This window comes from Tardiphaga sp. OK246 (assembly GCF_900188215.1).
Classification (GTDB): Bacteria; Pseudomonadota; Alphaproteobacteria; order Rhizobiales; family Xanthobacteraceae; genus Tardiphaga; species Tardiphaga robiniae.
The window spans coordinates 813,216-838,043 of the sequence record NZ_FZOX01000003.1 but is presented as its reverse complement, the minus strand read 5'-3'; the positions used below and the strand labels follow the sequence as shown (position 1 = coordinate 838,043).

Sequence of the window (24,828 nt, the reverse complement as noted above, 5' to 3'; positions counted from 1 at the left end):
CGCCGGCACTTCGAGCTGGACCGCGCAGGCCAAAGACGGGCATAGCGCTGCCAGCAAGCATCGACGGATCATGTCGTCTCACGCGCGGTATGAGGGAAGCGCCCCCGTAACGGTCTATCGCGGATTTGGTGCCGGCCCCGGTTCATATGGATACAGCGCGCCATATGGATATGGCGGCGGTTCATACGGCGGAGATGACAATGCGGAGGGCCGAACGAGCGGCGGCTAGGACGCCTTGGCAGTTTCGGCTGCTAGCCCACTCGCAGACGGAATAGGCGGCGCTGCGCCAGGTCTCAGGTGGCAGCGCAGCGCCGTTTACAAACCCAAATCATAATTTGTACGCCGTGCGGAAGCCGCCCCAATGGCGTCCCTGTATGCGCACAGGCACGTCTATCTCGCGCATCATCACGGTCTGACCGTTGCCCATGTCGCGGGCATAACTCTGGATCAGGTAGGAACGTGTATTGCGACCGGCGGCCAATCCAGCCGGATCGTTGAAGATGCGGCGGTTGCGGCAGTTGGCCGTATTCCAGGCGACATCACCTGGGCGCTGCGGCTTGGAATAGATGCTGTTATGTACCGGTAGATAGCCGTTGCGGTCGATCATGGCGCAGAACGCCATGCGGGTGTCCTTGGCCAGAAACGCATCCTGGAATTCGGGGAGTGCGCGGTCGGCCCAGCCGAGAATCTTTGTCCGGTACTGCACCGGACTGGAGCCAGGGATTTCGACGTAGTTGTCGTCGAACATGTCGTCGATGCTGATAGCGCCGGATGCAATACCGTCGGCAAAGATCTTGTTGAGCGCGGCGCCGGCATCAATGGCGCGGGTGACGAATTCGGTGTTTTCGTCATGAATAGCCCATAGCCGGTCTTCGATCCGGCTGATGAGATGGTTGTCGGGCGCGACGAACAGTGCCTGTGCGCCGGCGGGGGAATGTTCGGCAATGCGCAGGCGGCAGGGGCCGACCTCGCTGAGTTCAGCAGCAACGATGTCGTGCAACGGAAGCCGGTTCGCGTCTGGTCCGCCGATGAGGATCCCGTCCATCGAGATTTCATAGACCGGTGCGCGGATCTGGCCGCCGCGCGCCTGAAGATCGACATTGAGGTGACATGGCAGCTTTTCGCGTCGGCGCTCGTCTTCGCGCTCGCTCTGTTTCAGCAGTACCGCGCAGCGCGACTTCAGCCGTGAGGCAAACATCGTCACGGCCTGGCCGGCCTGCGCGACATGCTCGCCATGGGCAGCCGCTTCCTTCGCAGCGCTATCGATTTCCGCGGCGCTGTCGCCGACCGAGACGATGAACTGCGAGGCGGTGCTGGCATTGTGCGACATCTCGCTGGTCGTCGCGTTCTGCTCGGCGACTGCGCCATTCACATTGGCAAACACCGGGCGGATCGCGTCGATGGCGGTGGAGATGCGATGCACCGCATCGACCGAACTCGCAGCGTCGCGCTGCAGGGTGTCGATCTTCTTCCTGATCTCTTCGGTGGCGTTCTGGGTTTGCACCGCCAGCGCCTTGACCTCGGTGGCGACGACCGAGAAGCCGCGGCCTGCAGCGCCGGCGCGTGCCGCCTCGATGGTCGCGTTCAGCGCGAGCATCGTTGTCTGCCGGGCAATCTGCGCGATCAACTCCAACACATTGCTGATTGCAGCGGAGGAGTCGCGCAGGCGGTCCACATTGGCGCTGGCTTCATGCGCGGCGGCGCCGGCCTCGTCCGCGAGCCGGCTGGCATCGCGCACCTGGGTGCCGATACCCTCGGCCGAGTGGGTGAATTTGTCGGCGGCCTGCGCGAAGGTCGTGGCGGTGGATTGCGCGGCGCTGCTGCGGTCGGCCAGCACGTCGGTGCGGGCGCGGATGGCGGAGAGGGTGGTGGCGGTCGATTCGGCGCCGCCGGCGACGGATGTCGCGGCACGCTCAAGCTGGCGGATAAGCGCGCCCAGCTCGAGTTCCAGCAACTCCAGGATGTCGCGAGCGGTATCTGGTTCAGGATGCTGCGGTGCCACAGAAGGTGCTGTGTTGTCAGCGATCATCACCACTTCAGCCGCTTCCGGCTGCCGCTTGCGGAACAGTCCAAACGCCATCGGTGACCCCAATGAATACAATCTATACGGGTAACCTTGCACCTCGGCGTGAAGTGATGGTTAAGGTCGGTCGCGGTATTGCGAAGATCTGCCGGATTCGGCGGCAAATTTTTGATTTTGCCGATTTCGCGGCCTATAACCCCGCGCCGCAGCCCCAACTACCCTGACGCTTCAAGAGAGACCGCATGGCCGGACATTCCCAATTCAAGAACATCATGCACCGCAAGGGCCGGCAGGATGCCCAGAAGTCCAAGCTGTTCAGCAAGCTGGCGCGCGAAATCACCGTCGCTGCCAAGATGGGGACGCCGGACCCGTCGATGAATGCCCGGCTGCGCTCCGCCGTGATCGCCGCCCGGCAGGAGAACATGCCGCGCGACAACATCGAGCGCGCCATCAAGAAGGCGATCGGCAGCGACGGCGAGAACTATGATGAAATCCGCTATGAGGGCTACGGCCCCGGCGGCGTCGCCGTCATCGTCGAGGCACTGACCGACAACCGCAACCGCGCCGCGTCCGACATCCGTTCCTACTTCACCAAATCCGGTGGCAATCTCGGTGAAACCGGCTCGGTTTCCTTCATGTTCGACCATGTCGGCGTGATCGAATATGACGCCGACAAGGCCTCTGCCGACGACATGCTCGAAGCTGCCATCGAGGCCGGCGCGGATGACGTGGTGTCGGGCGAGGGCGGCCACGAGGTCTATGCCTCGCAGGAGACGTTCCGCGAGGTTGCCAAGGGACTGGAAGCCAAATTCGGCGAAGCCCGCAAGGCGGCGGTGATCTGGAAGCCGCAGAACACGCTCTCGGTCGATGACGAGACCGGCGAGAAGCTGATCAAGCTGATGGACCTGTTGAACGAGCATGACGACGTGCAGAACGTCTATGCCAACTTCGAGGTATCGGACGCGCTGATGGCCAAGATGGGCGGCTGAGCAGGGGTTCAGCTTCCCTCTCTTTCCTTTGGGACGGCTCCGCGTTTCTATTTCGTTCCGCTCCGACCGGCGTTATCCCTGTGGGATGACAAACCCTCCGATTCGCCCTCCTGTCCGCATCATCGGCATCGATCCGGGCCTGCGCCGCACCGGCTGGGGCGTGATCGAGATCGACGGCAACCGGCTGACCTATATCGGCTGCGGTTCGGTGGAACCGCCGGACAATCTGCCGTTGGCAAGCCGGCTGCTCGGCATTCATGAGGGGCTCGCCAAGATCCTCGGCGATTTCCAGCCGGCAGAGGCAGCGGTGGAGCAGACCTTCGTCAACAAGGACGGCGTCGCGACGCTGAAGCTCGGCCAGGCGCGCGGCATCGCCATGATGACGCCGGCGATGTTCGGCATTGCCGTCGCTGAATACGCGCCCAATCAGGTGAAGAAGACCGTGGTCGGCGCGGGGCACGCCGACAAGAACCAGATCCAGGTGATGCTGAAGATCCTGCTGCCGAAGGCCGAGCCGAAATCGGCCGATGCCGCCGATGCACTGGCGATCGCCATCACCCATGCGCATCATCGCCAGAGCACGGCGCTGCGCCTCAAGGTCGTCGGCGCGTGATCGGCAAGCTCAAAGGCCTGATTGACAGCTACGGCGAGGACTATGTGATCCTCGACGTACAGGGCGTCGGCTATCAGGTGCATTGTTCCGCTCGCACGCTGCAGGCACTGCCGCAGGCGGGCGAAGCTGCGGTGCTCGCCATCGAAACCTATGTCCGCGAAGACCAGATCAAGCTGTTCGGATTCCGCAGCGATATGGAGCGCGAATGGTTTCGCTTGCTGCAGACCGTGCAGGGCGTCGGCGCCAAGGTCGCGCTTGCCGTGCTCAGCACACTGCCGCCGGCCGACCTCGCCAATGCCATCGCGCTGCGCGACAAGACGGCCGTGGCGCGCACGCCGGGCGTCGGTCCTAAAGTGGCCGAACGCATCGTCAGCGAATTGAAGGACAAGGCGCCGGCCTTTGCGTCCGTCGATCCGGTGGTCGCGCAACTCGCCGGCGCGATGGACGACAACCGCGCACCAGGCGCCGTCAGGGATGCGATCTCCGCGCTGGTCAATCTCGGCTATGGCCAGCCACAGGCGGCGGCCGCCGTCGCAGCCGCGTCGCGCAGCGCAGGTGAGGGTGCGGAAACGGCGCAACTCATCAAGCTCGGGCTGAAGGAATTGGCGAAGTGAGCCTTGCCAGAATCGCCCGCGTGATCGGCATTGTCGCGATCTTCGGTGTTGTCGGTTCGCTATCCGTGGCTGCACTTGTGTCGTTGCTTGTGGTCGGTCTGGGTGCGTCGATCCTGCAATTGATCTTCTCTGTCGCCGATCTCGATGGTTTCAGATCGCTTGTGTCGATTGCACTGTGGCTGCTGGCATTCGTTGCTGCATTGGCGGCGCTGCTGCCGTCGCTCGGTGCCGGCGTCGTCTTCGCGCTGTCGGCCGTCTATGCCGGGCAAAACACGATCTGGATGGCGTGGCTCGCTGCGGGCGTCGGCATTGCCGGCTTCATCGGGTTTGGAATGTTCGTTCAGCCCTCGGAATCCTCAGCGGTGATTTTGCCCGGCGTTCGATCGCTCGCGCAAGCGCTGTCGCTGTCCGCATTGCTCGCGGGCATTGCCGTGATTCCAGCCAGCCTGTGCTGGTGGTTCGCGCGGCCGTTGCACCGTGGTAACGTCGCATCATGAATACGCCACCCGATCGCATGGTTACACCTGAGCGCCGCTCTGACGATGTCGGCGACACCACGCTGCGCCCGCAGTCGCTGTCCGATTTCGTCGGCCAGGCACAGGCGCGCGCGAATCTGCAGATCTTCATCGATGCAGCTCGTAAGCGCGGTGAGGCACTGGATCACACATTGTTTGTGGGCCCGCCCGGCCTCGGTAAGACCACGCTGGCGCAGATCGTGGCGCGCGAGCTCGGCGTCGGATTTCGCGCGACATCCGGTCCCGTCATCGCCAAGGCCGGCGATCTCGCGGCATTGCTGACCAATCTCGAAGAGCGCGATGTGCTGTTCATCGACGAGATCCACCGTCTCAGCCCTGCAGTAGAGGAAGTGCTCTATCCCGCGATGGAGGATTTCCAGCTCGACCTCATCATCGGCGAGGGCCCTGCGGCACGCTCGGTGAAAATCGAGCTGTCGAAATTCACGCTGGTCGGCGCGACCACCCGTGCGGGTCTACTGACCAATCCGCTGCGCGATCGTTTCGGCATTCCGCTGCGGCTGAATTTCTACACGATCGACGAGCTCGAAAAGATCGTCACGCGCGGCGCCCGCGTGCTGGACATCGGCATGACCCCTGAAGGCTCTAACGAGATTGCGCGCCGTGCCCGCGGCACGCCGCGCATTGCCGGGCGTCTCTTGCGCCGTGTGCGTGACTTTGCCTCCGCTGCGGATGCGTCAGCGATTGACCGCAAAATCGCCGACCACGCGCTGTCCGCATTGGAAGTTGACAGTGCGGGTCTCGATGCCATGGATCGCCGTTATCTCTCCACCATCGCCATGAACTATGCGGGTGGTCCGGTTGGTGTCGAGACTATGGCGGCAGCGCTGTCGGAACCGCGCGACGCCATTGAAGACATCATCGAACCCTATCTGATCCAGTGCGGCTATCTGCAGCGCACCCCGCGTGGGCGCTTGCTCACCTCGCATGCGTTCAAACATCTCGGACTCCAGGAGCCGAAACGTGATGCGAGCCAGATCGGATTGTTTGGCGAGGAGGAGTAGCGCGATGACCGAAAAGATTATCGGCGTGGTAGCCGCGCTGATCCGTGACGATTGCGGGCGCATGCTGGTGGTGCGAAAGCGTGGCACCGAGGCCTTCATGCAGCCGGGTGGCAAGCGCGATGCTGGCGAAGACGATCTGGCCGCGCTGGAGCGCGAGATCAGCGAGGAGCTCGGCTGCCGGATGGTGCCGGGCTCTGCGCAAGCGCTCGGGCAGTTCAACAGCGTCGCCGCCAATGAGCCGGGATGGCAGGTGCAGGCCAGTGTTTATGCGGTGAAGGTGGATGGAGCGATCGCGCCCCAGGCCGAGATCGCCGAAGCGATTTGGATCAATCCAACTGCGCCTGAGGCTATCGTCCTGGCGCCATTGACGCGTGATCACGTGCTGCCACTCGCAGCTCACGGCTTTTCGTTATGACAAGTTCTACGACCTTCCATCTCGACGGCGCCATCGCCGACGGCCTGCATCGCATGCAGGTGCGGCGCCATGGTCTTTGTGGGGTCAAGAGCCAAGAGATCGAAGGGGTGCTCGGACGCCGGCTTCGCGAGCGCTTTGATCTCGTCCTTAGCACAAGCTCAGGCGCAATTGTCGCCGCGCGGATCAGCCTTGCCCAATATTGGCGGCGGCTAGGCCTGAACCGTCGATGCGGCGATCTCGTCCAGTACTTCGGTCAATCGGTCTACGGCCCAATCCACCTGTGACTTGTCGATAATCAAGGGGGGCGCAAAGCGTATCGTGTTCCGGTGAGTATCTTTGGTCAGCACTCCCGCCTGAAGCAAGCGGCTGATCACCGTACCGGCACTAGCCATGTTGCGGTGTAACTCGACCCCCGCAAACAAGCCGCGACCGCGCACCTCGCGAATGATCGGATTTTTGATCGCGGAGAGCCGATCGAGGAGATGCGCGCCGACAGTCGCGGCGCGTTCAATCAATCGCTCGTCGATCAGTGTGTCGAGGGCCGCCAATCCAACCGCTGATGCAATCGGGTTGCCTCCGAACGTGCTGCCGTGGTCACCCGGAGTGAAAACCTGCATGACCTCGCGACGGGCGAGGAAAAGCGAAACCGGCAACATCCCACCACCGAGCGCCTTGCCGAGCATCAGACCGTCGGGTGTTACCCCTTCATGCTGACACGCGAGCAGACGTCCGGTGCGTCCCAGACCGCTCTGGATCTCGTCGCACAGCAGCAGCACGTTGTTCGCCTTGCAAATGCGCGCGACCTCAGCGAGATATCCAGGGGGCGGCGCATTGATCCCGCCTTCGCCTTGAATTGGTTCGACCAAAAAGGCTGCGGTGTCAGAGGTAATGGCCGCGGCGAGCGCCGGCGCATCGCCGAACGGCACGCATGTGAAGCCAGGTGGGAACGGCCCGAAGCCGTCGCGATATTGGGCTTGCGAAGAAAAGCCGACGATCGAGATGGTGCGGCCGTGGAAATTTCCTTCTGCGACAATGATTTCGGCCCGGTCAGTCGGCACTCCCTTGACCCTGTAGGCCCATTTACGTGCCGCCTTGAGCGCCGTCTCGACGGCTTCCGCGCCGCTGTTCATCGGCAACGCGGCGTCCATGCCGGTAAGTGCACAAGCCTTGGCGAGGAAAGGCCCCAGCCGATCGCTGAAATAAGCGCGCGAGATCGTGTCCAGGCGCTGTGCCTGTTCTGTCAGCGCCTTGACGAGGCGCGGATGGCAATGGCCGAAGCTTGCCGCCGAATACGCTCCCATCATGTCGATGTAGCGTCTGCCAGCCTCGTCCCACACGTAGACTCCAGCCCCGCGGACGATCGTGACCGGCAATGGTGCATAGTTTCCTGCACCAAAACGGGCTTCAAGACCGGCGAAATCGGTCATGACAAGCGCTCTCCCGATTGGGCGCGCCTAAGGCGATGCGCGCCTCAGTTCTGATGTAGGAAGGCCGACGCAGAAAAAAAAGGTGCGAGGGCTCACGACAGGCACCGCCACCTCTCGCGTTCTGCTATAATCCGTTCATGACGATCGGGATTACCGGGCCCGAACGGAAGACGCCAGGGCGAAACGCCGTGGTCGGGGTGATTGTGACTGCCATCTTCTCCGGAATTTGCCTGATCCTTCTCGCGATTGTCGGCGACTTCCTGGTCGACTGGATGTGGTTCTCCGCGGTCGGCTATTCGCAGGTTTTCTGGACATCGATCGGCGCGAAAGCCGCAGTCTTTTCTGTCGTCTTCGCGGCAACTGCCGTCATTGCGTGGGCGAACGCCCGGCTGGCACTTTTTCTTGTCCGACGGCGGCGAGGCCGGCTTCCCGTCGACTTCGACTGGAAGCTCGCGGCCACCGCGGTGCCGCCCGATCCGTTCGAATTCATACGCGATCGGTTGCCATGGCGCCTTGCCATCGCTGGCGGCGCCGGATTCCTCGCTCTGCTTGTTGCATGGGAGGAGGTCGGCAACTGGAGCATCATTCTGCAGTTCCTCTATCAGGTGCCATATGGCGCGAATGATCCGCTGTATGACAAGGATATTGGATTCTATCTGTTTTCGCTGCCCGCCTATATCGCCATCAAGAATTGGGCGTTGCTAACGCTGTTCATGAGCGCACTTCTCGCCGCAGTGATCTATTGGCTGCATGGTCAGATCGAATACCAGGTCCAGCGGTGGTCGATATCACCGACAGCGGTCGCTCACGGCTCGGCGCTGCTCGGCTTGCTCTTTGCGGTGAAGGCATGGTCCTACGGAATCGACCGTTATTTGCTGCTCTACGGAGACAATGGCGTAGTGGTTGGCGCGAGCTACACCGATGTCCACGTTCTGCTACCCGTTCTCTGGTTGCTGATCGGGCTTTCGATCGTCGCGGCATGCGCCGCGTGGGCGAACCTGTGGGCGCGTACCTACTGGCTCCCCACTGCCGCGATGTTGCTCGTCTTCGGGGGCGCCTTCCTGCTGTCCGGCGTGATCCCGACGCTGTTTCAGCGGTTCTACGTGAAACCGAACGAACTGGAACTGGAGCGGCCCTACATCGAGCGCAGCATCCGTCTGACCAGGGAAGCCTATAATCTCGACAAGATCGCCGCCAAGCCCTTTCCTGCCGAACAGGACCTTACCTTCGCGACACTCGAAGCCAACAAGGCGACCATCGAGAACATCAGATTGTGGGACGGGCAGCCGCTGGCGGATACCTACGCCCAGCTGCAGGAGATACGCACCTATTACAAATTAAGTGACCTGGATGTCGACCGCTACTGGCTTCGCGGCACCTACCAGAGCGTGATGCTCTCGGCACGCGAGCTCAGATCCTCACTGCTGCCGCCGAACGCCCAGACGTGGGTCAACCTCCACCTGCTGTTCACCCATGGCAATGGAGCGGTGATGAGCCCGGTAATGCACAAGAGCGCTGAAGGGCTCCCGCTACTTTACCTGCGGGATATTCCTCCCGTTGCGGACGGCGGCCCCGAAATCCGCGAACCGCGCATTTATTATGGACAAGAGGAGAGCAACTACGTTGTCGTCAGGACGACCACGCCGGAATTCGACTATCCGAAGGGGAGTGAAAACGCATACACGGTCTACGACGGTGCCGGTGGCGTACCGCTGACGGGTATGGTGCGAAAAATCATCTTCGCTCACCACTTCAACGACATGAACCTGCTGCTCTCCAGCTACATCACCGACGACAGCCGGATCATGATCCGGCGCAATATCGGGGAACGGCTACGTACGATCGCCCCGTTCCTCAGCCTCGACCACGATCCCTATCTGGTCATCAGCGAGGGGCGGATGTTCTGGATCCAGGATGCCTATACAACCAGTAACTATTTTCCCTCTGCGCAGCCTGCGCCCGGCCGCAATCTGAACTACATCCGCAATTCCGTGAAGGCCGTCATCGACGCCTATAACGGCAGTGTCGACTTTTATCTGATGGACCAGGCGGACCCGATCGCGGCCACCTACCAGCGAATCTTTCCGGGGCTATTCAAGCCGTTTGCGGCGATGCCGTCCGATCTGCAAAAGCACATTCGCTATCCCGAGGACCTCTTCCTGATTCAGGCGCAGCTTTACCAGACCTATCACATGGCATCTGCCGACGTTTTCTATAACCGGGAGGATCTTTGGCAGTTTCCGCGCCAGCCGGCCGGCGACGGCGTCGCGCCGATGGTCCCTTACTACATTGTGATGCGGCTGCCCGGAGAAACCCAGGCCGAGTTCTTTATCATGATCCCCATGGTGCCAAGCCGACGCGACAATATGATCGCATGGCTGGCAGCGCGCTGCGACGCTCCTGACTATGGAAAATTGATCGTCTACGAATTTCCCAAGGAGAAGCTCGTCTACGGACCGTTCCAGATCGAGGCGCGCATTCATCAGAACACGGAGATCTCCCAGCAAATATCGTTGTGGAACCAGATGGGTTCACGGGTCATCCGCGGAAACCTTCTGGTGATCCCGATCGAGAATTCGATCCTGTACGTGTCGCCGCTGTACCTGCGCGCGGTCCACGGACACTTGCCGGAGCTCAAGCGCGTGATCGCCGCCTACGGCGAGCATGTCGTCATGAAAGACACGCTTGCCGAGGCCTTGTCCGCGCTCTTCATCGAAACTAACGCGTCGCCGACATCGCTGAGTGCTGCGACGGAAATGCCACGTGCGAGCCCTGCGGAAAACAGGGCGCAGGAGGCGCTTGATCGCTATAACGAGGCAATGAAGCTGTTGAGGTCTGGGGATTGGGCAGGCTTCGGCACGCAGATCGACGCGATGCGCGGTCTTTTGGAGAAAATGAGCCGGGAATCCGCCGGACACTGACCAACGCCGGCTGATTGTCATTCGACAAAGAGATGCGCGTTCCCGCGACCAAGATTCCAGGTGCATCCCAAGCAAGGTTCAAGCCCAAAGCGATTGGCACTTGCTGGGGAAGGTGCCTCTGTGCAAGACGATTACTCCCCGGAGTGTGATAAGAGGAATCTCCCTGTGACAGCCTCTCTTGATGGCGAAATTCGCGACGGTCGTCATCATATGCCGGTCCGTGTTTATTTCGAAGATACTGACGCCGGCCAGATTGTTTATCACGCAAATTTTTTGCGTTTCATGGAACGCGGCAGAACGAATTACTTGCGTTTGCTCGGAACGAGTCAACAAGAGCTGCTGAAAGAAGCGCGAGAGGGTGCGCCCGGCTTTGCCTTCGTTGTTCGTTCGATGAAAATTGATTTTCTAAAACCGGCAGTCCTGGACGATCTGCTTGACGTCGTCACGATTCCACAAGAGGTGAGGGGCGCTTCGATCCTGCTCGGGCAGGAAGTGCGCCGCGGCGATGAGTTGCTGCTTGAGGCCAAGGTCAAGGTGGCCTTCGTGTCCGGCGGCCGCGCCAAGCCGATTCCGAAAGCGCTGCGGATCGCCATGAAGGCCGATCAGATTTAGCAATCGCCCCATAGGTGAAACGGCATCGACACCGCATGCGGCAGGGCTACAATCCCTGCAACATCGCAAAGCCGAGGGTCCCATGTCGCGTCCACCGTTTCCGCCCTTCACCCGAGAGACCGCCGCCCAGAAGGCCCGCATGGCCGAAGATGCCTGGAATTCGCGCGATCCGGTGAAAGTGTCGCTCGCCTATACCGAGGACTCGATCTGGCGCAACCGCGGCGAGTTCTTTCAGGGGCGCCCGGCGATCGTCGAATTCCTCACCCGTAAATGGGCGAAGGAGCACGAATATCGGCTGATCAAGGATTTGTGGGCGTTCGACGGCAATCACATTGCCGTGCGCTTTCAATATGAATGGCATGACGACGCCGGCAACTGGCATCGCTCCTATGGTAATGAGCAATGGGAGTTTGACGAGGCCGGCCTGATGCGCCGCCGCGAGGCGAGTATCAACGATGTGGCCATTGCCGAGAAGGATCGCCGTTTCCTGTGGCCGGCGCCGGGGCCACGTCCGGCCGATGTGCCGGGTCTCGGCACCGACCCGTTCTAACTAAAGCGAGCCGCTATCGACCACGAATTCGACGCGCTCGGCGACGAAACGTGAATGCGTAGCGCTCAGCGGCGTGCCGTCGGCATCCACATCGATGGAATCGACAATCAAGATCGGACGCCCGAGTGCAACGCCAAGCCGTGTCGCATCGGTTGCGTCGATGATCCCCGCGGTGACCTTCGTCGAGGCGCGGCGATAGTCCTTGATGCCGTAATGCGCCAGGGCCTTGGTCATCGAGCGCACGCGCTCATAGACCTTGCCGAAATCGGGAAAGCGTTCGGCCGACAGCCAGTTGGTGCCGACGCAGATCGGCGTCTTGTCCGCCAACCGCAAGGCTTCAATGCGGATCAGCGGAGCGCCGGCTTTGAGGCCAAGCTGCCTGGCGAGATCGCGTGTTGCCACATCGTCCCAGGCTCCGATCAATTGCGCTTGCGGCTCGCGCCCGCCGGCACCGGCAATTTCCGAGAAGCGGGTGCGTGATCGCAGGGGATATGCAAGCTTTGGCGATTCCACATAGGTGCCGCTGCCGCGCTCGGCGCGCACCAGGCCGCGTTCGGCCAGGGTTGCGAGGGCGCGGCGCACGGTGTGGCGATTGACGCGGTAGATGTCAGCCAGTTCGGTCTCGCCGGGCAGCTTTTCGCCAGCGCCATAGCGGCCATCTGCAATGCCGCGCTCGATGCCGTCGGCGACGTGCCGCCACAATGCAACGCCTGTTGGCTTGTCCTGAATGGTCACAAAATCGGTCCCGGAATGATGTCGACCACGCATTAGCGAAAAATCGTGCCGCTGTCACGAAACGGTCATTGCCTCCGCCTATAAAGTTGTCTAGTAAATCATACAACTTGTTGAGCGGCGGTGACATGACTTCATCCTCCCTGAACCACCAGCAGGCCCGGCGCCGTGAGGCGATGGGGGTGCTTGGGCACTCCGCCACGGCGGATATCGCCGGATATCTCGATGCTGTGGCTGTTCCCGCCCATGAACAACTGCGTCAGCCGGAAAACGGCCTGGTGATGCTGCGCGGCCGGATCGGCGGCGATGGCGCGCCATTCAATCTGGGCGAAGCGACCGTGTCGCGTGCCGCTGTACGGCTTGCCAGCGGTGAGGTCGGCTTCGGCTACACACTGGGCCGTGACGGCGCGAAGGCGCACCTGATCGCGCTCTGCGATGCACTCATCCAGACCAGTGAATTTTCAGATGCTGTCGAGAGCAAGGTGCTGACGCCGCTGCGTGCGCGCGTCGTCGCCGATGTCAAGCGGAAGGCCGCAGAGACGGCAGCGACCAAAGTCGATTTCTACACGCTCGTGCGCGGGGAGGGCTGATCATGACGACAGTTGCGGAAATGCCGGCCGGTTTCGCGGATAAGGTCCTCGCAGCGCAATCGACCTTCCGTTCGGTGATGGATGCGATGGCGCGTCCCGGCACTGTGCAGCGGATTCAGGCTGTTTCGGGCGTACCTGCGCCGATGATGCGCGGCGCGGCCGCTATCGCGCTCACGCTGTTCGATCAGGACACGCCGGTGTGGCTCGATAGCAAGTTGGCGGCGACGATGGATGTTGCCAAGTGGATCAAGTTTCACACCAGCGCGCCGGTCATCGCCGATCCCGCCGTGTGTGCCTTCGCCGTGGTGGCTGATGCTGCCGCGCTGCCGTCCTTCGAGCACTTCGCCTTCGGCACCGGCGAATATCCGGATCGCTCCACCACGATCGTTCTGCAGGTGGCGAGCCTGACTGAAGGCCCGACCTATGAATTGCGCGGTCCCGGTATCGATGGTGTCACGATCCTGCGTGCCGCAATCGGCGTGCCGGATCTGCTGGATCGTCTCGCGCTGAATGCCTCGCTGTTTCCCCGCGGCATCGATCTCGTGCTGGTGTCCGGCGAATCCATTGTCGCGCTACCGCGTACCACGCGTCTTGTCGCGAAGGAGGGCTGAGCATGTATGTCGCCGTCAAGGGTGGCGAACGCGCCATCGAGAATGCGCATCGTCTGCTGGCTCATGAGCGCCGGGGTGATCGCGATGTGCCGGAAGTATCGCTGGCACAGATCTCCAATCAGCTCGGTCTCGCCGTCGATCGCGTGATGACCGAAGGCTCGCTCTATGACCGCGAGCTCGCGGCGCTGGCCATCAAGCAGGCACGCGGCGACATGATCGAGGCGATCTTCCTGCTGCGCGCCTTCCGCGCGACGCTGCCGCGGTTCGGTTCGAGTGAACCCGTCGATACGTCGCAGATGCAGGTGCGTCGCCGCGTCTCCTCGACCTTCAAGGACATGCCGGGCGGCCAGGTGCTTGGCCCGACCTTCGACTATACGCATCGTTTGCTCGATCCGGTGCTGACCGGCGAATCCTCGCCCGAACAGCCGGCCATGACCGATGCAGAGCCGGGTGTGATGCCGCGCGTCACCGATATTCTTGGCCGCGACGGCCTGATTGAAACGTCGCCCATCGAAGATCCCGAGAAGCCGGTGGGCGATCTCACCCGCGATGCGCTGAGCTTCCCGGCAGACCGCGATCTGCGCCTTCAGAATCTTGCGCGGGCCGATGAAGGGTTTCTTCTGTCGCTCGGCTATTCATCGCAGCGCGGCTATGGCCGCAACCATCCTTTTGCCGGCGAAATCCGTCTTGGCGAAGTCGAGGTCGAATTCATGGCCGAGGATGTTGGCTTCGCCGTGCCGCTGGGATCGATCACGCTGACCGAATGCCAGATGGTCAATCAGTTCAAGGGCTCGGATACCGAGGCGCCTTGCTTTACCCGCGGTTACGGTCTCGCCTTCGGCCAGTCTGAGCGCAAGGTGATGTCGATGGCGCTGGTCGATCGCACGCTGCGTGCACGCGAACTCGGCGAGGACATCAAGGCGCCGGCGCAGGACGAGGAATTCGTCATGTCGCATTCCGACAATGTGCAGGCGACCGGCTTCGTCGAGCATCTGAAGCTGCCGCATTACGTCGACTTCCAGTCCGAGCTCGGCTTGCTCCGCAAGCTGCGCAAGGAATTCGCCGATGCCAACGAGACGCCAGTTGCTCTTCAGGAGGCCGCGGAATGAACGCGCCGACATATAACTTCGCTTATCTGGACGAGCAGACCAAGCGGATGATCCGCCGCGCCATTCTCAAGGCGATCGCGATCCCCGGCTATCAGGTGCCGTTCGCCAGCAGGGAAATGCCGATGCCCTATGGCTGGGGCACCGGCGGCGTGCAGGTCACGGCGGCGATTCTCGGCCCCTTCGACAAGCTCAAGGTGATCGACCAGGGCTCTGACGACACCACCAACGCGATCTCGATCCGTAAATTCTTCGAGAAAACTGCCGGCGTTGCGGTAACCACGAGCACGGGCGATGCGACTGTGATCCAGACACGGCATCGCATTCCCGAAGCGACGCTGCAGGCGCATCAGGTGCTGGTCTATCAGGTGCCGATCCCCGAGCCGCTGCGCTTCCTCGAGCCGCGCGAGACAGAGACGCGGCGTATGCATGCGCTCGCCGAATACGGCTTGATGCATGTAAAGCTGTATGAAGACATCGCGCGCTTCGGCCATATCGCCACGTCCTATGCCTATCCGGTGAAGGTCAATGCGCGTTATGTGATGGACCCATCGCCGACGCCGAAATTCGACAATCCGAAGATGGACAATTGCGCGGCGCTACAACTGTTCGGTGCCGGCCGCGAGAAGCGCATCTATGCGATCCCGCCTTACACATCGGTGGTGTCGCTGGATTTCGAGGATCATCCATTCGAGCCCTACAAGCACAAGGCCTGCTGCGCGCTGTGCAATGCCGAGGATAGCTATCTCGACGAGATCGTCACCGACAACAAGGGCAGCCGGATGTTCGTCTGCTCCGACACCGACTATTGCGAAACGCGGCAATCACAGGGGCATCGCGGCAGCGAGAATGCTGCGCCTTATGCGGAGAGCGCAAATGCTTGATGTGACAGCGAATTCAACTGCACCGGGGGCGCGCGGGGCTGCGAGTGACGAGCCGTTGCTCGTTGCGGCAAACCTGGGAAAATCTTATGGCCGTCTTGCGGCATGCCGCGACGTGTCCTTCGAACTCTATTCCGGCGAGGTGCTGGCCATTGTCGGCGAGTCCGGGTCCGGCAAATCGACACTGCTGCAGATGCTCTCCGCCCAACTGGCGCCGACCACCGGCAGCGTCTCCTACCGGATGCGCGACGGCGTGACCCGCGATCTCGCGGCGATGGGCGAAGCCGAGCGCCGCTTCCTGTTTCGCACCGACTGGGGCTTTGTGCATCAGGACCCGGCGATGGGGCTGCGCATGGCGGTCTCGGCCGGCGCCAATGTCGGCGAGCGGCTGATGGCTGTGGGCCAGAATCACTACGGCAAGATTCGTGACACGGCGACCTCGTGGCTCGAGCGCGTCGAGATTTCTCCCGATCGTATCGACGATGCGCCGCGGACCTATTCCGGCGGCATGCGGCAGCGGCTGCAGATCGCGCGCAACCTCGTCACCGAACCACGGCTGGTCTTTATGGACGAACCGACCGGCGGTCTCGACGTGTCGGTGCAGGCCCGTTTGCTGGACATGATGCGTACGCTGGTCAGCGAGCTTGGCCTTAGCGCGATCGTTGTGACGCACGATCTCGCGGTGGCGCGGTTGCTGTCGCATCGCGTGATGGTGATGCAGGGCGGTCGCGTGATCGAGACGGGGCTCACCGATCAGGTGCTCGACGATCCCAGAGAGCCCTATACGCAACTGCTCGTTTCCTCGATCCTGCCGGCGTGAGGTCAACATGATTCCGATGATCGATATCCGCAACGCCGAAAAGACCTTCGTGATGCATCTGCAGGACGGCATCCGCCTGCCGGTGGTGCGCAACGTGTCGTTTCATGTGGCGCCGGGCGAATGCGTTGTGCTGTCCGGTCCCTCGGGGGCGGGCAAGTCGTCGATCCTGAAAATGATCTTCGGCAACTATCGCTGCGACGGCGGCACCATTGGAGTGCGCCACAACGGTGACGTCATCGATATCGCCACCGCCGAGCCGCGCGAGATCCTGGGTGTGCGCCGCGACACCATCGGGTATGTCAGCCAGTTCCTGCGCGCAGTGCCGCGTGTGGCAGCGATCGATGTCGTGGCCGAGCCGCTGCTCGCTGCTGGCGTAACGCGCGAGGAGGCCCATGCGCGTGCCGGTGCGTTGCTTAAGCGCCTCAACATTCCCGAGCGGCTGTGGAAGCTGCCGCCCTCGACCTTTTCCGGCGGTGAGCAGCAACGCGTGAATATCGCGCGTGGTTTTATCTCCGATCTGCCGATCCTGTTGCTGGACGAACCGACCGCGTCGCTCGATGCCGCCAACCGAGCCGTGGTCGTTGAACTGGTCGCCGAGAAAAAACGTGCCGGCGTCGCCATGGTTGCCATTGTGCATGACGACGAAGTGCGGCACTTGATCGCCGATCGGCTGGTGGACGTCGCATCCTTCGCCGCTGCTGCTGCCTGAGAAAGAGAACCATGACCGCATCATCGACCGAAACCGTCATCGGCAACGCCCGGATCGTTCTCGCCGACCGCGTCATCGACAAGGGCTGGATTGCCTTCGCTGGTGGACGCATCGCCGAATTCGGCGAGGGTGATGCGCCACGCGGTAGCGACGATGCGCGCGGCGACCTGATCATGCCGGGTCTTGTCGAACTGCATACCGATCATCTCGAAGCGCATTTCATGCCGCGGCCGAAGGTGTTCTGGGATCCCATCGCTGCTGTCGTCTCCTATGACGGTCAACTTGCCACGTCCGGCATTACGACGGTGCTCGACTCTGTACGGGTCGGGTGTGAGGACTCAAGCCAGGGCATCGACAGCTATGCCGGCGTGCTGGTGGATTCCATTGCCTCTGCCGGCGAAGCCAGTCTCCTGCGGGTCGATCACTTCCTGCATCTGCGCTGCGAGATTCCGATGCCGACCGTGGTCGGGGAAGCGAAGGCGCTCTTGGAGAAGCCGAACGTCCGGCTGATGTCGCTGATGGACCACACGCCTGGCCAGCGCCAGTTCCGCGATGAGGAGAAGCTGCGTACCTACTATCGCGGGAAGGGCGGCAAGTCCGATGCCGAGCTCGATGTGATGTTCGCACAGCGCCTGGCCTGTCAGCAGCAATATGCGGCCGGCAATATGCGCGCGATCGTGGCGCTGGCTCACGGGCGCAATATTCCGCTGGCGAGCCATGACGACACGACGGAAGACAACGTCACCGAAGCCGTTGGAGACAAGGTCTCGGTGGCCGAATTCCCGACGACGCTGGAAGCGGCCCAAGGCCTGCACAAGGCTGGCATCGGCATCTTGATGGGTGCGCCGAATGTCGTCCGCAACGGTTCGCATTCCGGCAATATCGCGGCGATCGATCTCGCCCGCGAAGGCATGCTGGATATTCTGTCGTCGGACTATGTGCCGTCGAGCCTTCTGATGGGAGCCCTGCAGCTCTCGAGCAAGGTACCCTCCATCGATCTGGCGAGCGCGATCCGCACCGTGACCAAGCGGCCCGCGGAAGCCGTCGGGCTCATGGACCGCGGCGAGATTGCGGTCGGCAAGCGCGCCGACGTGATCCGCGTCCATGTGGCGCATGAGGTGCCGGTGGTGCGCAATGTCTGGCGCGAAGGACATCGCGTGGCATGACCGACACCGCGGCGATATCCGAAGCGCAAGCAGGCCGGATCGGCCCCGGCCGGTTGGTGCTGGTGGTCGGCCCGTCGGGTGCCGGCAAGGATACGCTGATCGGTCTGGCGCAGGCCGCCTGCGCGGATGACGACAATGTGGTGTTCACGCGCCGCGTGGTGACGCGCGAGGCGTCAGAATTCGAAAATAATGCGCAGGTCACGCCGGAGGCGTTCCGTCAGGCACAGGCCAGCGGCGCTTTCGCCGTCCACTGGGAAGCGCATGGACTTTCTTATGCACTTCCGCGCTCGATCGATGATGCGCTTCGCGCCGGCCGCAATGTCGTTGCCAATATCTCACGAACGGTTATCCCGGCGCTACGTGCCGCTTATGAAGATGTCGTCGTAGTGTCGATCACGGCGCCGCCGGAAGTGCTTGCGGCGCGACTTGCGGCGCGGGGACGCTCAACCGATGGGCCGATCGGCGATCGGCTCAAGCGTAGCGTCGAGACATCAGGTGCCGACGTCACGATCAACAATATTGGTGTCGCGGAAGATCATGCGGATGACCTGATACGGGTCATCAGGGGTCAATAGTCAGGCGAACGGGAGGGCGATCATGTCAGTCATAGGAACGATCGAACAGCTCGAACAGATCTACGGCCGTTTCGATGACATTGGCGAAGCCTCCACCGCCAAGGTCGCGGACTGTGTGACGGCGCAATATCGCCGGCTGATCGAAGTGTCGCCCTTCGCGGCGCTGGCGACCACCGGCCCCGAGGGGCTGGATTGCTCGCCGCGCGGCGACCTGCCGGGCTTCGTTCGCATCCATGATGAGAAGACCCTGATGATGCCCGACCGCCGCGGTAACAACCGCGTCGACAGCCTGCGCAACATCGTGCGTGATCCGCGGATCGCGCTGCTGTTCCTGATCCCGGGCTCGGGCACGACGCTGCGCATCAATGGAGAGGCGCATCTGTCGGCGGATCCCGCATTGCTTGAATCCTTTGCGGTGACAGAGAAGGCGCCCCGCACGGTGATCGTGATGACGGTCGGAGAGATCTATTTCCAATGCGCCCGCGCCATCGTGCGGTCCGATCTCTGGAACCCTGATAAACGCGTCGATCCGAAGACCCTGCCGACGCCCGGCGAGATCCTGGCGGAGATGAGCGAGCGCCGGGTCGGCGGTCCGGAATACGATCGGCAATGGCCGGAAAGGGCGCGCCAGACCATGTGGTGAGGGGGCGAATCTGGGGGTGATTTTTGCAGTGCGCTTCTGTCGCCTGCCGCGACTCCGTAGGCCCCTTAATCTAAGTATTTTGCGCTTGCGAGGGTCCTGAAACCCTGCCGTACAAGTCGAATCGGGGTTTGATGGTCAAAAAACATCATTTTTCCCGGCAAAATCTGTGAAAATTTCATTGAGCACGGGTTTTTTCCCGTAATTCCTCATAGTGTCTGTCTCACCGAATCACGGCAAACCAAAAGGTGCAAAATGGCAGACCAAATGACGAAGTCGCAGCTCATCGAGAAAATCGCTGAGACCACTGAGCTCTCGAAGAAGGACGTCAAGGGCGTTATCGAGACCATGGCGACCCTCGGCTATAAAGAGCTGAAGAAGAGCGGCGTGTTCCTCGTTCCCGGCTTCGCCAAGTTCGTCGTCATCAAGAAGCCCGCCACCAAGGCACGCAAGGGCACCAACCCCTTCACCGGCGAAGCAATGACCTTCAAGGCCAAGCCGGCCCGCAAGATCGTGCGCGCCCGCCCGGTCAAGGCTGCGAAGGACGCGGTCTAAGCGGACCTCCGGCGCGGTCGCCCATGAGGTGACCGCAGCCGACCAGAATTGAGGACGGCGCGGCATTCCCTGGGGATGCCGCGCCGTTTTCGTTTGGGGGAGTGCCTTACCTCTCCCCGCTTGCGGGGAGAGGTCGACTGCAACGCGCGAAGCGCGTGGAAGTCGGGTGAGGGGGCTCTCCATTCGCTCCGCGCCTGCGGAGGCTCCCCCTCATCCGTCGTCGCTTCGCGACGCCACCTTCTCCCCGCAGGCGGGGAGAAGGCAGTCAGCGCGGCTCTAATCGTTCACGCGCTTCTTGTAGGCGACCGCGTCCATATCCCTGATATCGACGCTGAGGCTTTTGGTGTGCGGCAGCAGCAAAACCATTGCCGCGCGCAACGCCTCGCTCACGGCGACTTTCTGCTCGGGTGTGCGGCCCTCGAGCATCGAGACCGACAGGTGGCAGAAGCCTTCGGCCCGGCCGGCCATCAGGTGATGCGCATACGGGATCGCGCGCACCTTGATGTCGGCGGCCTTCATTACCCCGGTGGCGGCGCCGGCATTGTGCAACGCCTGCATCAGGCTGGCGATGTCGAGCGCGTCGCCATGGCCGTCGGTGGAATGTTCGATGACGATATGGGGCATGAGACGACAATTCCTGGTGCGTGTTCAATCTCGGACCTCATGGTGAGGAGGCGCCACTTGGCGCCGTCTCGAACCATGAGTGTAGGGCTCCTCATCCTTCGAGACGCGGCCAAGTGGCCGCTCCTCAGGATGAGGGGACAGCGTTAAAGAAGCAGCGGCTTCACCGAATCCGCGGCATCGCGCAGCAGCGGCAGGAAGCGGTCGATCATTTCCCCGGTGGAGACGCGGTCCACATGGGCGCCCATATTGATGGCGGCGACGATGGCGCCATCGTAGCGCCGCACGGGCACGGAGATTGAGCGGAAGCCCGGTTCGGCCTCGCGGTCGACCAGCGAATAGCCTTTCTCGCGGTCGGTGATGATGGTGGCCTTCAGCAGTTCCTTGTCGATGACCGTGAACGGCGTCATTGCCACGAGGTCCATGGCATCCAGCGTCGCGGTGAGGTCGTCGTTGGAATACTTGCCGAGCATGGCGCGCCCCACCGACGAACAGAAGGCGGGTAGCCGGTAGCCAAGATCGATGCCGGCGGAGAATACCCGCGCCGGGCTGGCGCGGGCGACGAAGATCACCTCATGGCCCTCAAGCACGGCGAGCGAGGAAATCTCCTGCGCGTCGCTGGAGATGCTGTCGAGCACCGGCTGCAGGATGGTGACGACCTGATTGGACGTCATGTAAGAACCAGCCAGCGCCAGGACGCGCGGTGACAGCGCGAACAGCTTGCCGTCGCTGGTCACATAGCCTTTGCGTTCCAGCGTAAACAGGATGCGGCGCGCAGTGGCACGCGGCAGCTCGGCGGCCTTGGCGACGTCGCTCAGCGTCATCGGGCGCGAATGTGCGCCGAACAGTTCGAACACCCTCAAGCCCCGATCGAGGCTCTCGATGAAGTCGGTATTGCCGCGTTCGTCGTCGGGGCGCTTGATCTTGGGCATGAGCCGTGGGTCCGCCCTATTTGCCTGCTTCGAATTTTTTCAGATCGAATGACAGATCGGCGGCCTGTTCCGGTGTTGGCGACAGTGACGCGGTGATCAGGCGACGCGCGATCATCTGGTCGCCCGGCCGGTTGATACTGTCGACGGCGGTGAGCTTGCCGTCGCGATAATAAAACACCGAGAACTTGCCATCATCCATCGACCCGCGGATCACCGCGCTGTCGGTCGGCGCGGAGAGGCCGACGATCTGCAGCTTGGCGTCATATTGATCCGACCAGAAACGCGGCACTGCGTCATAGGCTTCGGGTCTGCCGGCGATCATCGCGCCCACAGCCTTGCCCTGATCGGTGGCGTTCTGCACGGCTTCCAGCCTGACGCGGCGGCCGGCGAAGCCGTTGTGGTGATTGCTGACGTCGCCGGCGGCATAGATGTTCGGCGCGCTGGTCAGGCCATGTTCGTCGACATCGATGCCATTGGTGCAGGTGATATCCGCCTGCGCGGCCAGCTCGTCATTGGCGATGCCGCCAATGCCGGCGACGATCAGGTCGGCGCGCACCCGCAGGCCGCTGGAGCAGACGACCTCATGCACGGCGCTGTTGCCTTCGATGGCAACGACGGATTCGTTGAAGCGGATGTCGAGGCCATGGGAGCGATGGCTATCCAGAAGGAATTGCGAGATCAGCGGCGATACCGCGCGCTCCAGCAGGCGCGACTGCGCCTCGATCAGCGTCACCTTCTTGCCGGCCTTGGCGGCAGTCGATGCCACTTCGAGGCCGATGAAGCCGCCGCCGACGATGACGACGTCGTTGGCTGCTTCGAGCCGGGGCTTGAGATGCAGCGCGTCATCGAGGGTGCGCAGATAGACGATGCCGTCGCGCTCATGGCCGGGCACGCTGAGCCGTCGCGCCCGCGAGCCGGTGGCGATGACAAGCTGATCGAAGGGCAGGCTGTCGCCGCCGTCCAGTGCGATCCGGCCGGCCGCGCGATCGAGTCCGATGGCGCGGTGGCCCAACACCAGTTCGATGCCTTGGGTCTTGAAATAGTCCTCGCCGCGGAGGAAAAGGCTGTTGTGCGCCACATCGCCGGACAGGAATGCCTTCGACAAGGGTGGGCGCTGATAGGGCAGATGGATTTCATCGGCGACGATGCGGATCGGCGCCTGATAGCCCTTCTCGCGCGCGCTGATGCCGGCCTGGACGCCCGCATAAGAGGCGCCGATGATCACGAGGCCGCTCACGAGCGCGCTCCCTGGGTCCGATCCACACGCGAATTCAAAGTCTTCGACATCATCAACTCCCGAATTGCGTCCGTATATTGAACAAGTGTTCGTTCCGCGCAAGGTGATGCTTTAGGCGTGAATTGCTGCGTTTGCTCACTAAGGCGTCAAATCATGCTGCAAAATTCTGCTTGCCTGGAATTAGTCTAACGATAATATTCGCACATTCGTTCGTCTATTGAACATTGTTGATGGAGCGGCGAGATGCATCTGGGTGCGAAATGTCTGATTGCAGGAGCCGTTGCAATTGGCGCCTCCGTCTTGCCGGCGGTGGCGCAGCAATCTGACCCGAACGCGCCCCAGGTCGTCCTGACGGGCGGCAAGATCCTCACCCTCGACGGCCAATCGACGATCGCGCAAGCGCTGGCCATCCGCGACGGCAAGATCCTCGCGGTCGGCAGTGAGGCCGCGATCAAGCCGCTGGCCGGTCCGCAGACCCGGGTCATCGATCTCGCCGGCAAGTCGGTTGTCCCCGGCCTGATCGACACCCACGCGCATTTCAAGGCGGCCGGGCTCGGCGACTATGTGGTCAATCTCGGCGGCGCCAAGGACGTGGCCGGCGCCCTCGATCTCATTCGGGCGTTCGTTGCGAAGAAGCAGCCCGGCGCGTGGATCACGACCGGCGGCTGGCATCCGCCGTCGCAGCTGGCGGAAAAGCGCTACCTGACCCGCCAGGAACTCGACAGCGTGTCCCCCAACAATCCGGTCTATCTGCGGACCGTCGGTCATTTTTCGATGGCCAATTCGCTGGCGTTGCAGAAGGCGGGCATCAGCAAGAGCACGCCGGATCCAGCCGGCGGCGCGTTCGAGCGGGACGCGAGCGGCGACATCAATGGCGTGCTCGTCGAGACGGCGATCCCGCTGGTTGAGAACATCGTGCCGCCCTACACCGAAGACGAGGAGTTGCGGCAATATCGTCTCGCCGAGGCCGCGCTCAACCGCCTCGGTATCACCAGCGTCGTCGAGGGGGCGACAAGCGCGCGCGACACGCAGATTCTGCAGAAGCTCGCTCTGGCCGGCGATGCGACAGTGCGGGTCGGAACGATGTTTCGACCGGAGCCGCCCGCGGACTCCGCCGGTTGGGACGCCATCATGAGCGGCAACGGCGCCACGTCGGGCTTCGGCGACGATTGGCTGAAGCTCGGCGGCATCAAGATTTTCTACGACGGCGGCATGACCCTGAAGACGGCCATGATGCGCGAGGCCTATCCGGACTCCCATGACGATTATCATGGAATCGCGCAGGTCACGCCCGAGCGGCTGAAGCAGCTGGTGTCGATCGCCAACCTTCGCGGCTGGCGGGTCGGCGTTCATGTCGTCGGCGACCTCGGCGTCGATCAGGTGCTGGATGCGTTCGAAGCCGCCGACAAGGAAAAGTCGATCAAGGATCGCCGCTTCGTTTTGATCCATGCCAGCCTGATCCGCCCCGAACAGATGGAGCGGGCACGCCGCGTCGGGGCGCGGATCGATTTCCAGAACGCCTTCATGTGGGACAAGGCGGCGACGGTCGCGCGTTTCCTCGGCAGGCCGACCGCGGATCGTGCGGTCCCGACGCGCACTTTGATCGAGAAAATGGGACTGGAGAATCTCGGCGCCGGCACCGATTTCCCGGTCAATCCGCTGAACCCGTTCCTCACGATGTATATCATGGTGACGCGGAAGGACCCGGCTGGCCAGGTCTACGGCGCATCCGAAGCGATCGGGCGCGAACAGGCGCTTCGCCTCTATACTAGCGCGGCATCGCGCTACATGTTTGAGGAAACGCGGAAGGGGACGCTGGAGGCCGGCAAGCTGGCCGACCTCGTGGTGCTCTCCGCCGACTTCATGACGGTGCCGGACGACCAGATCAAGGACATCACCGCCGATATGACGATGGTCGGCGGCAAGATTGTATTTCAGCGTTAAAAGGCGCA

At 62.3% G+C, this 24,828-nt stretch carries 27 protein-coding genes; 21 read left to right on the top strand and 6 right to left on the bottom strand.

Annotated features, from left to right (window positions below; translation table 11 throughout):
* Nucleotides 1–328: 328 nt before the first annotated feature.
* Nucleotides 329–2,029: a methyl-accepting chemotaxis protein gene (locus CHC01_RS16900; RefSeq protein ID WP_502695670.1), complete on the bottom strand. Its 1,701-nt coding sequence runs from the start codon at nt 2,027–2,029 to the stop codon at nt 329–331.
* 62 nt (nt 2,030–2,091) lie between these two features.
* Between CHC01_RS16900 and CHC01_RS32610 the strand changes: the two genes are divergently transcribed.
* From CHC01_RS32610 to CHC01_RS16870, 7 genes are all read left to right on the top strand, one after another.
* A complete protein-coding gene (locus CHC01_RS32610; RefSeq protein WP_176454612.1) occupies nt 2,092–2,247 on the top strand; it encodes a hypothetical protein in 156 nt (51 codons plus the stop codon).
* 18 nt (nt 2,248–2,265) lie between these two features.
* Nucleotides 2,266–3,012, top strand: a complete 747-nt coding sequence (locus CHC01_RS16895) for a YebC/PmpR family DNA-binding transcriptional regulator (RefSeq protein ID WP_089265380.1) — start codon at nt 2,266–2,268, stop codon at nt 3,010–3,012.
* A gap of 85 nt (nt 3,013–3,097) precedes the next feature.
* The gene (gene ruvC / locus CHC01_RS16890) at nt 3,098–3,625 is read left to right on the top strand and encodes a crossover junction endodeoxyribonuclease RuvC (protein ID WP_089265379.1); all 528 of its coding nucleotides are present in this window, start codon (nt 3,098–3,100) and stop codon (nt 3,623–3,625) included.
* Nucleotides 3,622–4,239, top strand: a complete 618-nt coding sequence (ruvA, locus tag CHC01_RS16885; protein ID WP_089265378.1) for a Holliday junction branch migration protein RuvA — start codon at nt 3,622–3,624, stop codon at nt 4,237–4,239. Before ruvC ends, ruvA begins: the two co-directional genes overlap by 4 nt.
* Nucleotides 4,236–4,736: a hypothetical protein gene (locus CHC01_RS16880; protein ID WP_244558386.1), complete on the top strand. Its 501-nt coding sequence runs from the start codon at nt 4,236–4,238 to the stop codon at nt 4,734–4,736. Before ruvA ends, CHC01_RS16880 begins: the two co-directional genes overlap by 4 nt.
* On the top strand, nt 4,733–5,776 hold the full coding sequence (gene ruvB, locus CHC01_RS16875) for a Holliday junction branch migration DNA helicase RuvB (protein ID WP_089265376.1): 1,044 nt from the start codon (nt 4,733–4,735) through the stop codon (nt 5,774–5,776). Before CHC01_RS16880 ends, ruvB begins: the two co-directional genes overlap by 4 nt.
* A gap of 4 nt (nt 5,777–5,780) precedes the next feature.
* Nucleotides 5,781–6,191 carry an NUDIX hydrolase gene (locus tag CHC01_RS16870; protein WP_089265375.1) on the top strand — a complete coding sequence of 137 codons (411 nt, stop codon included), beginning with the start codon at nt 5,781–5,783 and terminating at the stop codon, nt 6,189–6,191.
* Nucleotides 6,192–6,400: 209 nt separating this feature from the next.
* On the opposite strand, the gene rocD is transcribed toward CHC01_RS16870, so the two are convergent.
* Nucleotides 6,401–7,618 (bottom strand): ornithine--oxo-acid transaminase, encoded by a 1,218-nt coding sequence (gene rocD, locus CHC01_RS16865; protein ID WP_089265374.1) that lies wholly within the window; start codon nt 7,616–7,618, stop codon nt 6,401–6,403.
* 137 nt (nt 7,619–7,755) lie between these two features.
* Between rocD and CHC01_RS16860 the strand changes: the two genes are divergently transcribed.
* The 3 genes from CHC01_RS16860 (at nt 7,756) to CHC01_RS16850 (ending at nt 11,701) form a co-directional block, all read left to right on the top strand.
* Nucleotides 7,756–10,539: a UPF0182 family membrane protein gene (locus CHC01_RS16860; RefSeq protein WP_089265373.1), complete on the top strand. Its 2,784-nt coding sequence runs from the start codon at nt 7,756–7,758 to the stop codon at nt 10,537–10,539.
* 165 nt (nt 10,540–10,704) lie between these two features.
* Entirely contained in the window at nt 10,705–11,151 is a 447-nt protein-coding gene (gene ybgC, locus CHC01_RS16855; RefSeq protein WP_089265372.1) for a tol-pal system-associated acyl-CoA thioesterase, read from the top strand.
* Between the two features lie 82 nt (nt 11,152–11,233).
* Entirely contained in the window at nt 11,234–11,701 is a 468-nt protein-coding gene (locus CHC01_RS16850) for a nuclear transport factor 2 family protein (RefSeq protein ID WP_089265371.1), read from the top strand.
* On the opposite strand, the gene phnF is transcribed toward CHC01_RS16850, so the two are convergent.
* Complete coding sequence (gene phnF, locus CHC01_RS16845) at nt 11,702–12,436, bottom strand: phosphonate metabolism transcriptional regulator PhnF (protein ID WP_068735417.1); 735 nt, start codon at nt 12,434–12,436, stop codon at nt 11,702–11,704. It abuts the gene before it with no gap.
* Between the two features lie 125 nt (nt 12,437–12,561).
* On the opposite strand from phnF, the gene phnG reads away from it, so the two are divergent.
* The 10 genes from phnG to CHC01_RS16795 all read left to right on the top strand — a co-directional run bounded on the left by phnG (nt 12,562) and on the right by CHC01_RS16795 (nt 20,086).
* The gene (gene phnG, locus CHC01_RS16840; RefSeq protein ID WP_089265370.1) at nt 12,562–13,023 is read left to right on the top strand and encodes a phosphonate C-P lyase system protein PhnG; all 462 of its coding nucleotides are present in this window, start codon (nt 12,562–12,564) and stop codon (nt 13,021–13,023) included.
* Between the two features lie 2 nt (nt 13,024–13,025).
* Complete coding sequence (gene phnH, locus CHC01_RS16835; RefSeq protein WP_089265369.1) at nt 13,026–13,634, top strand: phosphonate C-P lyase system protein PhnH; 609 nt, start codon at nt 13,026–13,028, stop codon at nt 13,632–13,634.
* A gap of 2 nt (nt 13,635–13,636) precedes the next feature.
* The gene (locus CHC01_RS16830; RefSeq protein ID WP_089265368.1) at nt 13,637–14,743 is read left to right on the top strand and encodes a carbon-phosphorus lyase complex subunit; all 1,107 of its coding nucleotides are present in this window, start codon (nt 13,637–13,639) and stop codon (nt 14,741–14,743) included.
* Nucleotides 14,740–15,624 carry an alpha-D-ribose 1-methylphosphonate 5-phosphate C-P-lyase PhnJ gene (locus tag CHC01_RS16825; protein ID WP_089265367.1) on the top strand — a complete coding sequence of 295 codons (885 nt, stop codon included), beginning with the start codon at nt 14,740–14,742 and terminating at the stop codon, nt 15,622–15,624. Before CHC01_RS16830 ends, CHC01_RS16825 begins: the two co-directional genes overlap by 4 nt.
* Nucleotides 15,617–16,441 (top strand): phosphonate C-P lyase system protein PhnK, encoded by an 825-nt coding sequence (gene phnK, locus CHC01_RS16820; protein ID WP_089265366.1) that lies wholly within the window; start codon nt 15,617–15,619, stop codon nt 16,439–16,441. The genes CHC01_RS16825 and phnK overlap by 8 nt, the downstream gene beginning before the upstream one ends.
* A 7-nt stretch (nt 16,442–16,448) precedes the next feature.
* Nucleotides 16,449–17,150: a phosphonate C-P lyase system protein PhnL gene (phnL, locus tag CHC01_RS16815; RefSeq protein WP_089265365.1), complete on the top strand. Its 702-nt coding sequence runs from the start codon at nt 16,449–16,451 to the stop codon at nt 17,148–17,150.
* Between the two features lie 11 nt (nt 17,151–17,161).
* Nucleotides 17,162–18,316 carry an alpha-D-ribose 1-methylphosphonate 5-triphosphate diphosphatase gene (locus CHC01_RS16810; RefSeq protein ID WP_089265364.1) on the top strand — a complete coding sequence of 385 codons (1,155 nt, stop codon included), beginning with the start codon at nt 17,162–17,164 and terminating at the stop codon, nt 18,314–18,316.
* The gene (gene phnN, locus CHC01_RS16805; protein ID WP_089265363.1) at nt 18,313–18,891 is read left to right on the top strand and encodes a phosphonate metabolism protein/1,5-bisphosphokinase (PRPP-forming) PhnN; all 579 of its coding nucleotides are present in this window, start codon (nt 18,313–18,315) and stop codon (nt 18,889–18,891) included. Before CHC01_RS16810 ends, phnN begins: the two co-directional genes overlap by 4 nt.
* Nucleotides 18,892–18,913: 22 nt before the next feature.
* A complete protein-coding gene (locus CHC01_RS16800) occupies nt 18,914–19,534 on the top strand; it encodes a pyridoxamine 5'-phosphate oxidase family protein (protein WP_068735219.1) in 621 nt (206 codons plus the stop codon).
* A gap of 252 nt (nt 19,535–19,786) precedes the next feature.
* On the top strand, nt 19,787–20,086 hold the full coding sequence (locus CHC01_RS16795; protein ID WP_068735221.1) for an HU family DNA-binding protein: 300 nt from the start codon (nt 19,787–19,789) through the stop codon (nt 20,084–20,086).
* Between the two features lie 276 nt (nt 20,087–20,362).
* Here the strand turns inward: CHC01_RS16795 and CHC01_RS16790 are convergent, their stop codons facing one another.
* From CHC01_RS16790 to CHC01_RS16780, 3 genes are all read right to left on the bottom strand, one after another.
* Nucleotides 20,363–20,710: a 5-carboxymethyl-2-hydroxymuconate Delta-isomerase gene (locus CHC01_RS16790; RefSeq protein ID WP_089265362.1), complete on the bottom strand. Its 348-nt coding sequence runs from the start codon at nt 20,708–20,710 to the stop codon at nt 20,363–20,365.
* Nucleotides 20,711–20,853: 143 nt separating this feature from the next.
* Nucleotides 20,854–21,639: an IclR family transcriptional regulator domain-containing protein gene (locus tag CHC01_RS16785; protein WP_089265361.1), complete on the bottom strand. Its 786-nt coding sequence runs from the start codon at nt 21,637–21,639 to the stop codon at nt 20,854–20,856.
* 16 nt (nt 21,640–21,655) lie between these two features.
* Nucleotides 21,656–22,876, bottom strand: a complete 1,221-nt coding sequence (locus CHC01_RS16780; RefSeq protein ID WP_089265360.1) for an NAD(P)/FAD-dependent oxidoreductase — start codon at nt 22,874–22,876, stop codon at nt 21,656–21,658.
* Between the two features lie 243 nt (nt 22,877–23,119).
* On the opposite strand from CHC01_RS16780, the gene CHC01_RS16775 reads away from it, so the two are divergent.
* Nucleotides 23,120–24,820, top strand: a complete 1,701-nt coding sequence (locus tag CHC01_RS16775; protein ID WP_089265359.1) for an amidohydrolase — start codon at nt 23,120–23,122, stop codon at nt 24,818–24,820.
* Nucleotides 24,821–24,828 lie beyond the last annotated feature (8 nt).

Bases quoted from the DNA above. Each gene is read 5' to 3' on its own strand.
- CHC01_RS16900 (WP_502695670.1), bottom strand. From the start codon at position 2,029: ATGATCGCTGACAACACAGCACCTTCTGTGGCACCGCAGCATCCTGAA.
- CHC01_RS32610 (WP_176454612.1), top strand. From the start codon at position 2,092: ATGAATACAATCTATACGGGTAACCTTGCACCTCGGCGTGAAGTGATG.
- CHC01_RS16895 (WP_089265380.1), top strand. From the start codon at position 2,266: ATGGCCGGACATTCCCAATTCAAGAACATCATGCACCGCAAGGGCCGG.
- ruvC (WP_089265379.1), top strand. From the start codon at position 3,098: ATGACAAACCCTCCGATTCGCCCTCCTGTCCGCATCATCGGCATCGAT.
- ruvB (WP_089265376.1), top strand. From the start codon at position 4,733: ATGAATACGCCACCCGATCGCATGGTTACACCTGAGCGCCGCTCTGAC.
- CHC01_RS16870 (WP_089265375.1), top strand. From the start codon at position 5,781: ATGACCGAAAAGATTATCGGCGTGGTAGCCGCGCTGATCCGTGACGAT.
- rocD (WP_089265374.1), bottom strand. From the start codon at position 7,618: ATGACCGATTTCGCCGGTCTTGAAGCCCGTTTTGGTGCAGGAAACTAT.
- CHC01_RS16860 (WP_089265373.1), top strand. From the start codon at position 7,756: ATGACGATCGGGATTACCGGGCCCGAACGGAAGACGCCAGGGCGAAAC.
- CHC01_RS16850 (WP_089265371.1), top strand. From the start codon at position 11,234: ATGTCGCGTCCACCGTTTCCGCCCTTCACCCGAGAGACCGCCGCCCAG.
- phnG (WP_089265370.1), top strand. From the start codon at position 12,562: ATGACTTCATCCTCCCTGAACCACCAGCAGGCCCGGCGCCGTGAGGCG.
- phnH (WP_089265369.1), top strand. From the start codon at position 13,026: ATGACGACAGTTGCGGAAATGCCGGCCGGTTTCGCGGATAAGGTCCTC.
- CHC01_RS16830 (WP_089265368.1), top strand. From the start codon at position 13,637: ATGTATGTCGCCGTCAAGGGTGGCGAACGCGCCATCGAGAATGCGCAT.
- CHC01_RS16825 (WP_089265367.1), top strand. From the start codon at position 14,740: ATGAACGCGCCGACATATAACTTCGCTTATCTGGACGAGCAGACCAAG.
- phnK (WP_089265366.1), top strand. From the start codon at position 15,617: ATGCTTGATGTGACAGCGAATTCAACTGCACCGGGGGCGCGCGGGGCT.
- phnL (WP_089265365.1), top strand. From the start codon at position 16,449: ATGATTCCGATGATCGATATCCGCAACGCCGAAAAGACCTTCGTGATG.
- CHC01_RS16810 (WP_089265364.1), top strand. From the start codon at position 17,162: ATGACCGCATCATCGACCGAAACCGTCATCGGCAACGCCCGGATCGTT.
- phnN (WP_089265363.1), top strand. From the start codon at position 18,313: ATGACCGACACCGCGGCGATATCCGAAGCGCAAGCAGGCCGGATCGGC.
- CHC01_RS16800 (WP_068735219.1), top strand. From the start codon at position 18,914: ATGTCAGTCATAGGAACGATCGAACAGCTCGAACAGATCTACGGCCGT.
- CHC01_RS16795 (WP_068735221.1), top strand. From the start codon at position 19,787: ATGGCAGACCAAATGACGAAGTCGCAGCTCATCGAGAAAATCGCTGAG.
- CHC01_RS16790 (WP_089265362.1), bottom strand. From the start codon at position 20,710: ATGCCCCATATCGTCATCGAACATTCCACCGACGGCCATGGCGACGCG.
- CHC01_RS16785 (WP_089265361.1), bottom strand. From the start codon at position 21,639: ATGCCCAAGATCAAGCGCCCCGACGACGAACGCGGCAATACCGACTTC.
- CHC01_RS16775 (WP_089265359.1), top strand. From the start codon at position 23,120: ATGCATCTGGGTGCGAAATGTCTGATTGCAGGAGCCGTTGCAATTGGC.